At 66.4% G+C, this 15081-nt stretch carries 10 protein-coding genes and 3 rRNA genes; 1 reads left to right on the top strand and 12 read right to left on the bottom strand.

Annotated features, from left to right (window positions below; all coding sequences use genetic code 11):
* Positions 1-547 precede the first annotated feature (547 nt).
* The 5 genes from rrf to BS80_RS07310 all read right to left on the bottom strand — a co-directional run bounded on the left by rrf (position 548) and on the right by BS80_RS07310 (position 8381).
* Positions 548-664: ribosomal RNA gene (gene rrf, locus BS80_RS07330) — 5S ribosomal RNA — on the bottom strand.
* 134 nt (positions 665-798) lie between these two features.
* Positions 799-3920 (bottom strand): 23S ribosomal RNA (locus BS80_RS07325).
* A gap of 271 nt (positions 3921-4191) precedes the next feature.
* A 16S ribosomal RNA gene (locus BS80_RS07320) occupies positions 4192-5713 on the bottom strand.
* The 16S, 23S and 5S rRNA genes sit together here, the layout of an rRNA operon.
* 645 nt (positions 5714-6358) lie before the next feature.
* On the bottom strand, positions 6359-7624 hold the full coding sequence (gene tyrS, locus BS80_RS07315) for a tyrosine--tRNA ligase (RefSeq protein ID WP_035794877.1): 1266 nt from the start codon (positions 7622-7624) through the stop codon (positions 6359-6361).
* Between the two features lie 139 nt (positions 7625-7763).
* Positions 7764-8381, bottom strand: coding sequence for a DNA-3-methyladenine glycosylase (locus BS80_RS07310; protein ID WP_035794429.1), 618 nt, complete (start codon positions 8379-8381; stop codon positions 7764-7766).
* A gap of 126 nt (positions 8382-8507) precedes the next feature.
* Between BS80_RS07310 and BS80_RS07305 the strand changes: the two genes are divergently transcribed.
* Complete coding sequence (locus BS80_RS07305) at positions 8508-9023, top strand: HNH endonuclease (RefSeq protein ID WP_035794875.1); 516 nt, start codon at positions 8508-8510, stop codon at positions 9021-9023.
* Between the two features lie 43 nt (positions 9024-9066).
* Here the strand turns inward: BS80_RS07305 and BS80_RS07300 are convergent, their stop codons facing one another.
* The 7 genes from BS80_RS07300 to BS80_RS07270 form a co-directional block, all read right to left on the bottom strand.
* The gene (locus BS80_RS07300; protein ID WP_035794428.1) at positions 9067-10899 is read right to left on the bottom strand and encodes an outer membrane protein assembly factor BamB family protein; all 1833 of its coding nucleotides are present in this window, start codon (positions 10897-10899) and stop codon (positions 9067-9069) included.
* Between the two features lie 98 nt (positions 10900-10997).
* Complete coding sequence (locus tag BS80_RS07295) at positions 10998-11300, bottom strand: 4a-hydroxytetrahydrobiopterin dehydratase (protein ID WP_035794427.1); 303 nt, start codon at positions 11298-11300, stop codon at positions 10998-11000.
* 41 nt (positions 11301-11341) lie between these two features.
* Positions 11342-11512 carry a DUF1272 domain-containing protein gene (locus tag BS80_RS07290; protein WP_051966336.1) on the bottom strand — a complete coding sequence of 57 codons (171 nt, stop codon included), beginning with the start codon at positions 11510-11512 and terminating at the stop codon, positions 11342-11344.
* Positions 11513-11621: 109 nt separating this feature from the next.
* A complete protein-coding gene (locus BS80_RS07285) occupies positions 11622-12380 on the bottom strand; it encodes a sulfite exporter TauE/SafE family protein (RefSeq protein WP_035794871.1) in 759 nt (252 codons plus the stop codon).
* 138 nt (positions 12381-12518) lie between these two features.
* Positions 12519-13550, bottom strand: a complete 1032-nt coding sequence (locus BS80_RS07280) for an SPFH domain-containing protein (RefSeq protein ID WP_035794421.1) — start codon at positions 13548-13550, stop codon at positions 12519-12521.
* A gap of 10 nt (positions 13551-13560) precedes the next feature.
* Positions 13561-13995, bottom strand: a complete 435-nt coding sequence (locus tag BS80_RS07275) for an NfeD family protein (RefSeq protein ID WP_035794418.1) — start codon at positions 13993-13995, stop codon at positions 13561-13563.
* A gap of 90 nt (positions 13996-14085) precedes the next feature.
* The gene (locus BS80_RS07270; RefSeq protein WP_035794406.1) at positions 14086-14877 is read right to left on the bottom strand and encodes an ABC transporter ATP-binding protein; all 792 of its coding nucleotides are present in this window, start codon (positions 14875-14877) and stop codon (positions 14086-14088) included.
* Positions 14878-15081: the final 204 nt, after the last annotated feature.

Genomic DNA, 15081 nt, shown 5'->3' with positions numbered 1-15081 from the left:
GGGCGGTCGTCACGGTTGAACCCACCACCGGACGGACGGTCGCTACGGAACCCACCACGGTCCCCACCGGACGGACGGTCGCTGCGGAACCCACCACGGTCCCCACCGGACGGACGGTCGCTGCGGTAGCCACCACGGTCGCCACCGGACGGACGGTCGTCACGACGGAAACCGCCGCGGTCCCCGCCCGAGGCGCGGTCGTCACGACGCGGCCCACGGTCACTCGACCCACGGTCGTTCGACGATCCGCCGCGCGAGCGGGGCTCGTAGCCTCGGCCCTCGTCCGATCGACGCTCGGGACGGTCCTGGGGCGGGTTCGACATCGCGGTGACTCCTTCTGCTTCATCAGCTGCGCCGCAGCTCCGGACAGCGACTGCGCCCGGGCGGCTCGGTGCCGGCCGCCTGGCCACACACCGTCTCCATTGTCAAGCATCAGCTCCAACCCCGCGCCTGGAAGGCGGCGGAGTGAGCCGACAGATCATGCATAAAGCCAAAACAAAAAGGCCGCGGCCCCAGCGAATCGCTGGGGCCGCGGCCTTGAATAATTGTTCGGCGGCGTCCTACTCTCCCACAGGGTCCCCCCTGCAGTACCATCGGCGCTATGAGGCTTAGCTTCCGGGTTCGGAATGTAACCGGGCGTTTCCCTCATGCTATGACCACCGAAACCCTATCGGGTATTCAGCGAAACACACTTTTTAGTTGGTGATGTTTCATTTATCGTGGCTGGACCGAAAAATCGGTCCGTCACCGGCGATAGCTGTTCGCTACCCGGGAACCACACAGTGAACGCGAGCGTCTGAGGACAAGCCCTCGGCCTATTAGTACCGGTCAGCTCCACCCATTACTGGGCTTCCACATCCGGCCTATCAACCCAGTCGTCTACTGGGAGCCTTACCCTCTCAAGGAGGTGGGAATACTCATCTCGAAGCAGGCTTCCCGCTTAGATGCTTTCAGCGGTTATCCCTCCCGAACGTAGCCAACCAGCCATGCCCTTGGCAGGACAACTGGCACACCAGAGGTTCGTCCGTCCCGGTCCTCTCGTACTAGGGACAGCCCTTCTCAATATTCCTACGCGCACAGCGGATAGGGACCGAACTGTCTCACGACGTTCTAAACCCAGCTCGCGTACCGCTTTAATGGGCGAACAGCCCAACCCTTGGGACCTACTCCAGCCCCAGGATGCGACGAGCCGACATCGAGGTGCCAAACCATCCCGTCGATATGGACTCTTGGGGAAGATCAGCCTGTTATCCCCGGGGTACCTTTTATCCGTTGAGCGACGGCGCTTCCACAAGCCACCGCCGGATCACTAGTCCCTGCTTTCGCACCTGCTCGACCCGTCGGTCTCACAGTCAAGCTCCCTTGTGCACTTACACTCAACACCTGATTGCCAACCAGGCTGAGGGAACCTTTGGGCGCCTCCGTTACTCTTTAGGAGGCAACCGCCCCAGTTAAACTACCCACCAGACACTGTCCCTGATCCGGATCACGGACCTAGGTTAGACATCCAGCACGACCAGAGTGGTATTTCAACGTCGACTCCACGACAACTGGCGTTGCCGCTTCACAGTCTCCCACCTATCCTACACAAGCCGAACCGAACACCAATATCAAGCTATAGTAAAGGTCCCGGGGTCTTTCCGTCCTGCTGCGCGAAACGAGCATCTTTACTCGTAATGCAATTTCACCGGGCCTATGGTTGAGACAGTCGAGAAGTCGTTACGCCATTCGTGCAGGTCGGAACTTACCCGACAAGGAATTTCGCTACCTTAGGATGGTTATAGTTACCACCGCCGTTTACTGGCGCTTAAGTTCTCAGCTTCGCCTAGTCGAAACTAGACTAACCGGTCCCCTTAACGTTCCAGCACCGGGCAGGCGTCAGTCCGTATACATCGCCTTACGGCTTCGCACGGACCTGTGTTTTTAGTAAACAGTCGCTTCTCGCTGGTCTCTGCGGCCACCCCCAGCTCAGGAAGTAAATCCCATCACCAGGTGTGGCCCCCCTTCTCCCGAAGTTACGGGGGCATTTTGCCGAGTTCCTTAACCATAGTTCACCCGAACGCCTCGGTATTCTCTACCTGACCACCTGAGTCGGTTTGGGGTACGGGCCGCCATGAAACTCGCTAGAGGCTTTTCTCGACAGCATAGGATCATCCACTTCACCACAATCGGCTCGGCATCAGGTCTCAGCCTCAATGAGTGACGGATTTGCCTATCACTCGGCCTACACCCTTACCCCGGGACAACCACCGCCCGGGCTGGACTACCTTCCTGCGTCACCCCATCGCTCACCTACTACCCTGTTGGGTCAGCGGCTCCACCACGTCCCTTCGTCCGAAGACTCCAGGCCGGCTTCGCGGCTTTAGCATTCAGAGGTTCGACGTTGGCGCTTCAAAGCGGGTACGGGAATATCAACCCGTTGTCCATCGACTACGCCTGTCGGCCTCGCCTTAGGTCCCGACTTACCCTGGGCAGATCAGCTTGACCCAGGAACCCTTGGTCAATCGGCGCAAGAGTTTCCCACTCTTGTATCGCTACTCATGCCTGCATTCTCACTCGTGAACCGTCCACAACTGGATTCCTCCGCTGCTTCACCCGGCACACGACGCTCCCCTACCCATCACAGCAGGCGTTGGCCCTTCATGCTGCAATGACACGACTTCGGTGGTGTGCTTGAGCCCCGCTACATTGTCGGCGCGGAATCACTTGACCAGTGAGCTATTACGCACTCTTTCAAGGATGGCTGCTTCTAAGCCAACCTCCTGGTTGTCTGTGCGACTCCACATCCTTTCCCACTTAGCACACGCTTAGGGACCTTAGTCGGTGTTCTGGGCTGTTTCCCTCTCGACCATGGAGCTTATCCCCCACAGTCTCACTGCCACGCTCTCACTTACCGGCATTCGGAGTTTGGCTAAGGTCAGTAACCCGGTGAGGCCCATCGCCTATCCAGTGCTCTACCTCCGGCAAGAAACACGTGACGCTGCACCTAAATGCATTTCGGGGAGAACCAGCTATCACGGAGTTTGATTGGCCTTTCACCCCTAACCACAGGTCATCCCCCAGGTTTTCAACCCTGGTGGGTTCGGTCCTCCACGAAGTCTTACCTCCGCTTCAACCTGCCCATGGCTAGATCACTCCGCTTCGGGTCTTGGGCATGCAACTCAACCGCCCTATTCGGACTCGCTTTCGCTACGGCTACCCCACACGGGTTAACCTCGCTACACACCGCAAACTCGCAGGCTCATTCTTCAAAAGGCACGCAGTCACGAGACACACAGCAAGCTGGTGTCCGACGCTCCCACGGCTTGTAGGCACACGGTTTCAGGTACTATTTCACTCCGCTCCCGCGGTACTTTTCACCATTCCCTCACGGTACTATCCGCTATCGGTCACTAGGGAATATTTAGGCTTAGCGGGTGGTCCCGCCAGATTCACACGGAATTTCTCGGGCTCCGTGCTACTTGGGAGAAGCTCAAGTGAGCCGTACAGATTTCGTCTACGGGGGTCTTACCCTCTACGCCGGACCTTTCGCATGTCCTTCGACTACCCATACGGTTTCTGACTCACCCAGCCGCCGGCAGACGACTGAAGAACTTTCCCACGACCCCGCATTGGCAACCCCTGCCGGGTATCACACCAATACGGTTTAGCCTCATCCGGTTTCGCTCGCCACTACTCCCGGAATCACGGTTGTTTTCTCTTCCTGAGGGTACTGAGATGTTTCACTTCCCCTCGTTCCCTCCACATACCCTATGTGTTCAGGTATGGGTGACAGCCCATGACGACTGCCGGGTTTCCCCATTCGGAAACCCCCGGATCAAAGCCTGGTTGACGGCTCCCCGGGGACTATCGTGGCCTCCCACGTCCTTCATCGGTTCCTAGTGCCAAGGCATCCACCGTGCGCCCTTAAAAACTTGGCCACAGATGCTCGCGTCCACTGTGCAGTTCTCAAACAACGACCAGACACCCACCGCCAGTACGCAGAAACGTACCTTCAGTGGGGCCGGCATCCTTGAGGCAACTTCCGTTCCCTCAGGACCCAACAACGTGCCCGACACACCCGACCTCCACCGCGTTCCACGCCCCGAAGGACAGTACTAACGACTTCAACCGTGTGTGCCGAATAGTCAACGTTCCACCCATGAGCAACCGTGCGAGACATTTGCTCGCAAGCGGCTATGTGCTCCTTAGAAAGGAGGTGATCCAGCCGCACCTTCCGGTACGGCTACCTTGTTACGACTTCGTCCCAATCGCTGGTCCCACCTTCGACGGCTCCTCCCCTTACGGGTTAGGCCACCGGCTTCGGGTGTTACCGACTTTCGTGACGTGACGGGCGGTGTGTACAAGGCCCGGGAACGTATTCACCGCAGCATGCTGATCTGCGATTACTAGCAACTCCAACTTCATGGGGTCGAGTTGCAGACCCCAATCCGAACTGAGGCCGGCTTTTTGGGATTCGCTCCGCCTCGCGGCATCGCAGCCCTTTGTACCGACCATTGTAGCACGTGTGCAGCCCAAGACATAAGGGGCATGATGATTTGACGTCGTCCCCACCTTCCTCCGAGTTGACCCCGGCAGTCTCCTGTGAGTCCCCATCACCCCGAAAGGCATGCTGGCAACACAGAACAAGGGTTGCGCTCGTTGCGGGACTTAACCCAACATCTCACGACACGAGCTGACGACAACCATGCACCACCTGTATACCGACCACAAGGGGGCGACCATCTCTGGCCGTTTCCGGTATATGTCAAGCCTTGGTAAGGTTCTTCGCGTTGCGTCGAATTAAGCCACATGCTCCGCTGCTTGTGCGGGCCCCCGTCAATTCCTTTGAGTTTTAGCCTTGCGGCCGTACTCCCCAGGCGGGGAACTTAATGCGTTAGCTGCGGCACCGACGACGTGGAATGTCGCCAACACCTAGTTCCCACCGTTTACGGCGTGGACTACCAGGGTATCTAATCCTGTTCGCTCCCCACGCTTTCGCTCCTCAGCGTCAGTAATGGCCCAGAGATCCGCCTTCGCCACCGGTGTTCCTCCTGATATCTGCGCATTTCACCGCTACACCAGGAATTCCGATCTCCCCTACCACACTCTAGCCTGCCCGTATCGAATGCAGACCCGGGGTTAAGCCCCGGGCTTTCACATCCGACGTGACAAGCCGCCTACGAGCTCTTTACGCCCAATAATTCCGGACAACGCTCGCACCCTACGTATTACCGCGGCTGCTGGCACGTAGTTAGCCGGTGCTTCTTCTGCAGGTACCGTCACTTGCGCTTCTTCCCTGCTGAAAGAGGTTTACGACCCGAAGGCCTTCATCCCTCACGCGGCGTCGCTGCATCAGGCTTTCGCCCATTGTGCAATATTCCCCACTGCTGCCTCCCGTAGGAGTCTGGGCCGTGTCTCAGTCCCAGTGTGGCCGGTCGCCCTCTCAGGCCGGCTACCCGTCGTCGCCTTGGTAGGCCATTACCCCACCAACAAGCTGATAGGCCGCGGGATCATCCTGCACCGCCGGAGCTTTCCACCCATCCCCATGCGAGGACAGGTCATATCCGGTATTAGACCTCGTTTCCAAGGCTTGTCCCAGAGTGCAGGGCAGATTTCCCACGTGTTACTCACCCGTTCGCCACTAATCCACCCGAAGGCTTCATCGTTCGACTTGCATGTGTTAAGCACGCCGCCAGCGTTCGTCCTGAGCCAGGATCAAACTCTCCGTGAATGTCTGCCCGTAATCGGGCTCAACACCCGCGTTGAGCGGCACGACAACCACCGGAATAGGGTGGCTACGTGCACTGCGTCCTCGCTGTGTCTTACTTCAAAAGGAATCTCCAACCCCGATCAAAGACCGAGGCCGGGGATGTCAACATATCTGGCGTTGACTTTTGGCACGCTGTTGAGTTCTCAAGGAACGGACACTTTCTTCGAGCTGCTCTCGCAAGCTCTCCGAGTATTCGTTTCAGTTACTGCGTTTCGTTCTGTATTCAGCTTATCAGATCCGGCTGACTGCCTTTTCCGACTTCCTGGCTGACCAGGTCCGCCATTTCTGCGGCGACCGCCACTCTACCGTATTTCCGGACCAGGTCCGGACCATGTCGAATCAATGAAAATAAAGACAGAGATGCGACGTAGTTAATTCGGTAAATGTGATGGTCGCTCCGGTTGGTTCGGGCCAGCTTCTCAGCTGCCCCTTCCGTCCGACCGGTTCAGGCGACTCGTCCAACACTAGGCCAGGTAGGCGGCTCCGTCAAACACCGAGGGGCCGGATCTGACCAGATCCGGCCCCTCAGAGACGTACTCCCAGCTCAACGGCCGGTGTTTTCAGGCCACCTGACGCGTTCTCAGCGTCGGCCACCGTGAGAGAACATCAGCTCGCGCGCAACTCGACCGCCGCGAGGTTCCGCTTTCCGCGGCGCAGGACCAGCCAGCGGCCGTGCAGCAGGTCGGCCTGCGCCGGCACCGCGTCCTCGTCCGCGACCTTCGCGTTGTTGAGGTACGCGCCGCCCTCCTTCAGGGTCCGGCGGGCTGCGGAACGGCTGGCGGCCAGGCCCACCGCGACCAGCAGGTCGGCGATCGGCGCCAGCTCCCCGACCGTCGCGGTCGGCACCTCGGCCAGGGCCGAGGCCAGCGTTGCGGCGTCCAGTTCGCCCAGGTCGCCCTGGCCGAAGAGCGCCTTGGAGGCGGCCACCGCGCGCTCGTACTGGTCGGCGCCGTGCACCAGCGTGGTCAGCTCCTCGGCCAGGGCGCGCTGGCCGATCCGGGCGGCGGGCCGCTCGGCGCTGTCCCGCTCCAGCTCCTCGATCTCCTCCTTGGAGCGGAAGCTGAAGATCCGCAGGAAGTTGGAGACGTCGCGGTCGTCCGCGTTCAGCCAGAACTGGTAGAACGCGTACGGCGTGGTCAGCTCGGGGTCGAGCCAGATGGTGCCGGACTCGGTCTTGCCGAACTTGGTGCCGTCCGCCTTCACGATCAGCGGGGTGGCCAGGGCGTGCGCCGACTTGCCCTCGGCCTTGCGGATCAGGTCCGTGCCGGCCGTGAGGTTGCCCCACTGGTCGCTGCCACCGGTCTGCAGCGTGCAGCCGTAGCGACGGTTGAGCTCCAGGAAGTCGTTGCCCTGGAGCACCTGGTAGCTGAACTCGGTGAAGCTGATGCCCGCGTCGGAGTTCAGCCGACGGGCCACCGCCTCCTTGGCGATCATGCCGTTGACCCGGAAGTACTTGCCGATGTCGCGCAGCAGGTCGATCGCCGAGAGCTCGGAGGTCCAGTCGAGGTTGTTGACCATCCGGGCGGCGTAGGGACCCTCGAAGTCCAGGAACCGCGTGATCTGGCCACGCACACGCTCCACCCAGGCGGCGACCGTCTCGCGGTCGTTGAGCACCCGCTCGGCGGTGGGCTTGGGGTCCCCGATCAGGCCGGTGGCGCCGCCGACCAGGCCGAGCGGGAGGTTCCCCGCCTGCTGGATCCGGCGCATCGTGAGGATCTGAACGAGGTTGCCCAGGTGCAGGCTCGGCGCGGTCGGGTCGAAGCCGCAATAGAACGTGACCGGGCCGTCCGCGAACGCCTTGCGCAATGCGTCCTCGTCGGTGGACAGGGCGATCAGCCCACGCCACCGCAGCTCGTCGACGATGTCCGTCACGGTCACGGTTCTCCTCGGTCCGGTCGGGCCACATCGGAGGCGGCCCGGCTCTGTTATCCAATCTGTCCGAGAGTACGCGGTTCGCGCCAGCCGTTTTGCCGGGCGGTCGGCTGCCCGGCTCAGCCGCCGCGGCGCCGGCTCAGCGGCGGCGTGGAGCGTGCGCGCGGTAGGGGCTGACCGTGGGATCGCCCGAGGTCCAGAAGCGCCAAGGGGTGTCGGCGCCCACCGCGACGCCGGTCCGCGGTCCGCTGCGGACCAGTTCGGGCGGCGGGGGGCTGCCCGGCAGCAGGCGCAGCACCGGCCCGTGCAGGTCCGCGCCATCCTGCGCGCGGTCGATGCCGAGCGCGACGGTCAGCCGGGCCGGGCCCTGGGCGAGGTCGCTGTCGGTACGGCTGGTGGAGCGCCGCTTGCGGGCGAGTTCCAGGCCGGAGGTGATCTCGCCGGCCCGCAGCAGGACGCCGCCCGGGGTGAGGCCCGGGCCGCAGACCAGGTTCACGCAGAAGTGCATGCCGTAGGTGAAGTACACGTAGGCGTGGCCGGGCGGGCCGAACATCGCGGCGTTGCGCGCGGTGCGGCCGCGGAAGGAGTGCGAGGCCGGATCGTCCGCTCCCTGGTACGCCTCCACTTCGGTGATCCGCAGCTCGACGGTCCCCTCGGGGAGCCGGCAGCTCAGCACCCGGCCGAGGATCTCGGGCGCGACCAGCGGGGCCGGGCGGTCGAAGAAGGAGTGCGGCAACGGATCGGTGGAGGTCAGCACAGCAGCGAGCGTACTGGGGGTCACCGACAGTCGGGGACGCCCGAAATCCCGTTGTCCCGCCCGGGGTGGGGCGTCCACAGTGGACGAGTCCGCCACGGGGCGGGAGTGGTCTGGGAGGTGGCCGGGATGCGCAACACGCTGGTTCTGAACGCGAGCTACGAGCCGATGTCGACCGTGTCACTGCAGCGTGCGGTGGTGCTGGTGCTCCAGGAGAAGGCCGTGGTCGAGCAGGCACATCCGCTGCGCATGGTGCGGGCCACGGGGGTGGCGATACCGGTACCCCGGGTGATCAGGCTGCGGCGGTACGTCAGAGTGCCGTTCCGACAACGGGCCCCGTGGTCGCGGCGGGGCGTGCTGGCGCGCGACCAGCACCTGTGCGCCTACTGCGGCCGGCGGGCGACCACCGTGGACCACCTGCAGCCCAAGTCGCGCGGCGGCGCCGACAGCTGGCTGAACACCGTGGCCGCCTGTGCCGCGGACAACCAGCGCAAGGCGGACCGGACGCCCGAGCAGGCCGGGATGCTCCTGCTGCGGCGCCCGTTCGAGCCGACCCCGGAGGCCTCGCTGATGCTGGCGCTCGGCCTGCGCGCCGCGGACGCCGGCGACCTGGCGGCCTGGCTGCCGCAGCCGGTGGCCGCGTAACGCGCGGCACTCGACGCCCGGCGCCCGGCGTCGGCTCTTGGCGTCAGCTCTTGGCCTGGTAGGCGGTGGCGAGGCCGAAGGTGGTGGAGTGCGTGGGCACCACGATCACCTTGCCGTCGCCGGTCAGCACCCGGCCCGAGCCGAGCAGCGAACCGGTGTCCGGAGGGAAGCCGCCGCCGGCGTCCTCCTGGCCGCCGGTCAGGGCGAACCGGCTCAGGTGCGCGGGCTGGCCGACGCGCTCGTCGGCGGCCAGCACGAGCGCGCCGTTGTCGATGCCGACGGCACTGACCGTGCCCTTCTCGCTCACCGGGGTCTGCCAGAGCTGCTTGCCGGTGGACAGGTCGTACGAGGTGACCACCGCCGCACCGGGGGCGTCGGGCAGCAGGGTGGTGGTCATCGTGTGCCCCTGGAAGAACACCCCGGGCACCGGGTCGAAGCTGCCGTGGGCGACGTCCAGTCGCCCACCGGCGGTCGCCACCGGGATCTCGCCGGCCGGATCACCGGTGGGTCCCCAGCCGAACACCCGGGCGTCGGTGGGCTTGTCCCCCGTGGTCAGCACGACGGCCGGTTCCGCCGACAGCACGGTGACGGTCCTGGGCGAGTTGTTGAGCCCGCGCCACCAGAGCACCTTGCCCTCGGCCACCGACAGCGCCACGGCCTGGTCGGCGGGGGTGCTGTCCGCGCAGCTGCTGTGCACGACCACGGTGGCGCCGGACGCGTTGCCGGAGAGCGAGCAGAACTTGCCCTGCCCGGCGTACAGCCAGGCGTCCTTGCCGTCGGCGGCGGCCCAGGCCACCGCCTTGTCGTCGCCGACCACGATCACCTTGTCGTCGGTGACCGCGACGTGCGCGGCGTAGGGGCCGGTGGCGCCGGAGATGGTCTTGGTCCAGGCGGTCTTGCCGGTCTTGGAGTCGACCGCCGCCAGCAGCGTGCACGGGCTGTTGGGGTCGGCCGCCGTCCGGAACAGCACGCCGCCGAGACCGGCCGCGTTGACGGTGGGCGAGAGCCCGCAGGGGACGGCGCCGGCGGCCGGTGCGGCGACGCTCCAGGTCGGCTTGCCGGCCGCCAGGTCGTACGCGTGCACGCCGCTGCTGTCGGCGCGGACCACCGCGTCGGCCAGCAGCCAGCTGCCCACCAGGGTGTCGTCCGCGCCCGGTTGGGCAGCGGCGGCGGGCTGGGCGGTCCAGACCTTGTTGTGCGCGACGGCGAAGCCGGTGTCGGTGGGGGCGGCCGCGGTGTTCTTCGCGGGGGCGCTGGGCCTGGTCGCGACGAAACCCGCCGTCACCAGCACGCCGAGCGCCGCGACGCCGGCGGCCGTACGGATCAGCAGCGCGCGCTTGGCCGGGGTCCGGTCGGACGCGACCAGCGCGCCGGCGGCCGCCTTGGCCCGGTCGAGCATCGAGCCGGCGGCGCCCTCGGCGTCACCCGCACCGGCGGCGCCGCGGGAGCGGCCCGCGCGGCGGGGGGACGGGACGGACGAGGACGGATCCGCCGGCTCGGTGAAGGGCTCGGCCGGGTCGACGGTCGCGGCCGGGTCATCGCCGGTCGGCGGTGACGGGACGCTGTCGTAGCCGGGCGCGGCCTGGTAGCCGGCCGTCGGGTCGGCGCTCTCCGGTTGCGCGTGGCCGGGGTAGGGCGCGTAGTAGCCCGCCTGGTACACCGGCTCGGGCTGCTGCTGCGGCTGCTGCGACTGGTCGTCCTGCCACTGCCACGGCTGCTCGTGCTGGTGCTGGTGCTGGGCGTCCCCGTAGGGATCCGGCTGGGCCTGCGGCTGCTGCGGATACCAGGACTGCTGGTACTCGTACCCGGCGGGCTCCTGCCCGTCGCTGCCGTGGGGGTACCCCTGGCCGAAGGCTGGGGGAGGGTCCTGAGCCATACGTTCCGTCCGTCCCGACTGCGTGCTGCGACCGCCAGCATCTCACGGCGGCCGCAGCGGCCCGGCCCCCGGCCGGGAACGGGGGCTCTGACGACGGTTCACATGTGTCGGGCGAGCAACTCGTCGATCCGGGCCGCCAGCTGGAGATCGAGGCTGGTCAGGCCGCCTTCACTGTGGGTGGAGAGGGCGAAGGTCAGCGTCCGCCAGCGGATGTCGATGTCGGGGTGGTGGTCCATCGCCTCGGCCGCCTCGGCGACCTCGACGACCGTGCGGATCGCCGCCGGGAAGTCGGCGGCGTCCGCGGTCCGGGTGATGACGGCACCCTCGCGCCGCCACCCCGGCAGGCCGGCCAGCCCGGCGGTGATCTCGTCCTCGGTGAGGCGGCTCGGCCTGCTGCTCATCGTTCGACTCCCACGGGGAAGGACCGGTCGGTGCGACCCGGTCAGAGGGCCTCGGCCCGGTGTGGCCGGACCACCAGCCCGCCGCCGCAGTTGGGGCAGATCGAGGCCATCGACTCGGCACATTCCGGACAGAAGGTGCATTCGTACGAGCATATCCGGGCCTCGTCGCGCCACCCGGTCTTCGCCTGGCAGCGTTCGCAGATCGGTCGCATCTCCAGGGCCACAACGTCCTCCAGCTGTCTCGTCGGATACGGCCTGACAGGTCCCCACCATCGCACCGCGACGCCCTACAGCCCGGCTACGGCCGGGCTGCAGGACCGCTCAGGCGACGAGCAGCTTGACGACCGCGACCAGTCCGATCACCACGATGACCCCGCGCAGCGCCGCCGGGCGCAGTCGACGGCCCACCTTGGCGCCGATCAGACCGCCGAGCGTCGAGCCCAGCGCGATGAGCAGCGCCGCCGTCCAGTCGATCGACGCGGTGAACAGGAAGAACACCGCGGCGACACCGTTGACCAGCACCGCGAGGACGTTCTTGGTCGCGTTCATCCGCTGCATCTCGTCGCGCAGCAGGATGCCCATCAGGGCCAGCAGCAGGACACCCTGGGCGGCCCCGAAGTAGCCGCCGTAGATGCCGGTGAGGAAGACGCCGGCGATCAGCGCCGGGCTGCCGTCGGGGTTGGCCGGGGCTCCGCCGCGGGCGGCGACGGCCCGCGCCACCCGTGGCTGCAGGACGACCAGGACCAGCGCCAGCAGGATCAGCACCGGCACGATCGCCGTGAAGGCGCTGCTCGGCAGCTTGGTGAGCAGGTAGGCGCCGAGCAGGCCGCCGGTCAGCGAGGCGCTGCCGAGCCGGATCAGGCGGGTGCGCTGGTCGGCCAGTTCGCGCCGGTAGCCGATCGCTCCGCTGATCGAACCGGGGACCAGGCCAAGGGTGTTGGAGACGTTGGCGGTGACCGGCGGCAGGCCGAGCGCGAGCAGCACCGGAAAGGTGATCAGGGTGCCCGACCCGACGATCACGTTGATGGTGCCCGCACCGGCCCCGGCGGCGAACACCGCGAGACCTTCCCAGAGATTCATGAACTGCCCCAACCGTTGCGCGTGTCCACTCCCAAGGGGGTAGCGGCGCTCGCGATCATGCCGGACGGCGGGGCGGGCTGCCCAGTCCATTCCCGGATGATTCCAGGATGTGGGCGCGGACCGGGCAGCGCGGCGGGGCTACTCCTTGTCGAGCGTCGGGTATTCGCGGATCGGGTTGACCCGGGGGCGGGCCGCGCCCTTGTCGTCGGTGTCCAGCGGACGCGGGCCACCGGCCGGGGCCGCCGTCGCGGCGGGCACGGTCGGGGCGGCGGTCGGCTGCGGCGGGACCTGGCCGCCGCCATTGAGCCCGCCGAAGGCGCCGCCGAGGCCCTTGAGGGCGTCGCCGACCTCGCTCGGGATGATCCACAGCTTGTTGGAGTCGCCCTTGGCCAGCTCGGGCAGCGTCTGCAGGTACTGGTAGGCGAGCAGCTTCTGGTCGGCGTCGCCGTCGTGGATGGCCTCGAAGACCGTCCGGATCGCGGCCGCCTCACCGTCGGCGCGCAGCACCGCGGCCTGCGCCTCACCCTCGGCGCGCAGCACGTCGGCCTGCTTCTCACCCTCGGCCCGCAGGATCGCCGCCTGCCGGGCGCCCTCGGCGGTGAGGATCGCGGCGCGCTTGTCACGGTCGGCGCGCATCTGCTTCTCCATCGAGTCCTGGATGGAGGTCGGCGGCTCGATCGCCTTCAGCTCGACGCGGTTGACCCGGATGCCCCACTTGCCGGTGGCCTCGTCGAGCACCCCGCGCAGGCCGGCGTTGATGACCTCGCGGGAGGTCAGCGTCGACTCCAGGTCCATCGAGCCGATGATGTTGCGCAGCGTGGTGACGGTGAGCTGTTCGATCGCCTGGATGTAGCTGGCGACCTCGTAGGTCGCGGCCCGGGCGTCCGTCACCTGGTAGTAGATGACCGTGTCGATGTTCACCACCAGGTTGTCCTGGGTGATCACCGGCTGCGGCGGGAAGGGGACCACCTGCTCGCGCAGGTCGATCCGGTTGCGGACGGTGTCGATGAACGGCACCACGATGTTCAGGCCCGCGTTGAGCGTGCGGGTGTAGCGGCCGAAGCGCTCGACGATGGCGGCACTGGCCTGCGGGATCACCTGGATCGTCCTGATCAGTGCGATGAAGGCCACCACGACCAGAACGACCAGCACGATGAGGACGGGTTCCACGGTCTCTCCCCTAGACGACCAGGGCTGTCGCGCCCTGGATTTCAACGACATCCACCTGCTGGCCCGGCTCGTACACGCGCTCCGGGTGGAGCGCCCTGGCCGACCAGATCTCACCGTTGAGCTTGATCCGGCCTTCCGCTCCCCCGTCCACGCGCTCCTGCACGATCGCGGTGGCGCCCTGGAGCGCCTCGATGCCCATCCGGACCTGCGGGCCCTTGCGGAGCTGGCGGTAGGCGATCGGCCGGACCAGCACCAGCATGGCGACCGAGATCGCGATGAAGGTGACGAACTGCCAGACCGCGTCGGCCCCGAGCCCGGCGGCCGCCGCGGCGACGGCGGCGCCGACCGCGAACATCCCGAACTCCGGGAGCGACGTCACCGCCAGCGGCAGCCCCAGCCCCACGGCGACCAGCAGCCACCACACCCAACTGTCCACAGATCCCATCCTAGGGAGGAAACATGCTCAGGTGTGGTGGCTTCCCGCAGGCAGTGGGGCGGAAACCGGGCATACTCGCCCGAGTTGAGCGCGGCTGGCTCAGCCGAGCGGCAGGCCCTGGGCGGACCAGCGGTCGCCGTGCCGCTCCAGCGTCAGCGGCAGGCCGAAGCAGAGCGAGAGGTTGCGGGCGGTCAGCTCGGTGTCGATCGGGCCGGCGGCCAGCACCTTGCCCTGACGGATCATCAGGACGTGGGTGAAGCCGGGCGCGATCTCCTCGACGTGGTGGGTGACCATCGCCATCGAGGGGGCGTACTCGTCCTGGGCCAGCGCGCCGAGGCGGCGGACCAGGTCCTCGCGGCCGCCGAGGTCCAGGCCGGCCGCGGGCTCGTCGAGCAGCAGCAGTTCGGGGTCGGTCATCAGGCCGCGGGCGATCAGGGTGCGCTTGCGCTCGCCCTCGGAGAGGGTGCCGAAGGTGCGCTCCTCGTAGCCGCGCATGCCGAGCCGGTCGAGCAGCGCCAGCGCGCGCGACTCGTCGGTCGCCTCGTAGGTCTCCTGCCAGGTGGCGGTCATGCCGTAGGCGGCGGTGAGGACGGTCTTCAGCACGGTCTGGTCGCGCGGCACGCGGTCCAGCATCGAGGCGCCGGCCAGGCCGATCCGCTGACGCAGTTCGAACACGTCCACCGAGCCGAGCTTCTCGCCGAGCACGGCGACCGTGCCGGTGGTCGGGTAGAGGTAGCTGGCGGCGACCTGCAGGAGCGTGGTCTTCCCGGCGCCGTTGGGGCCGAGGATCACCCAGCGCTCGCCCTCGGCGATCGACCAGGAGATGTCGCTGATCAGCGCGCGCCCTTCCCGGACCACGGATACGTCCACCAGCTCCAGCACGTCAGTCATGCCTACGCCTTCCCCAATGCAGAATGCGGACGTCCGAGGCTCCGGCGCGTCGGGGTCCTCGGGGTGCGGTCCACTCGTGTCGACAAGTCGGTGCGGGCGGGCCGCCCGCACCACCGGCCGGGTAGGCAGGCGGAGAGCGCGGCTTCTCGCACAGCACAGGGCAAACCTACGCCACCCAGGTGACCCGATTGTCCGTAGGCTGGC

The sequence above is a fragment of the Kitasatospora mediocidica KCTC 9733 genome, from assembly GCF_000744225.1.
GTDB classification, from domain to species: domain Bacteria; phylum Actinomycetota; class Actinomycetes; order Streptomycetales; family Streptomycetaceae; genus Kitasatospora; species Kitasatospora mediocidica.
This window is presented reverse-complemented; position numbering and strand designations above follow the sequence as displayed.

Bases quoted from the DNA above. Each gene is read 5' to 3' on its own strand.
- BS80_RS07305 (WP_035794875.1), top strand. From the start codon at position 8,508: ATGCGCAACACGCTGGTTCTGAACGCGAGCTACGAGCCGATGTCGACC.
- BS80_RS07300 (WP_035794428.1), bottom strand. From the start codon at position 10,899: ATGGCTCAGGACCCTCCCCCAGCCTTCGGCCAGGGGTACCCCCACGGC.
- BS80_RS07295 (WP_035794427.1), bottom strand. From the start codon at position 11,300: ATGAGCAGCAGGCCGAGCCGCCTCACCGAGGACGAGATCACCGCCGGG.
- BS80_RS07290 (WP_051966336.1), bottom strand. From the start codon at position 11,512: ATGCGACCGATCTGCGAACGCTGCCAGGCGAAGACCGGGTGGCGCGAC.
- BS80_RS07285 (WP_035794871.1), bottom strand. From the start codon at position 12,380: ATGAATCTCTGGGAAGGTCTCGCGGTGTTCGCCGCCGGGGCCGGTGCG.
- BS80_RS07275 (WP_035794418.1), bottom strand. From the start codon at position 13,995: ATGGGATCTGTGGACAGTTGGGTGTGGTGGCTGCTGGTCGCCGTGGGG.
- BS80_RS07270 (WP_035794406.1), bottom strand. From the start codon at position 14,877: ATGACTGACGTGCTGGAGCTGGTGGACGTATCCGTGGTCCGGGAAGGG.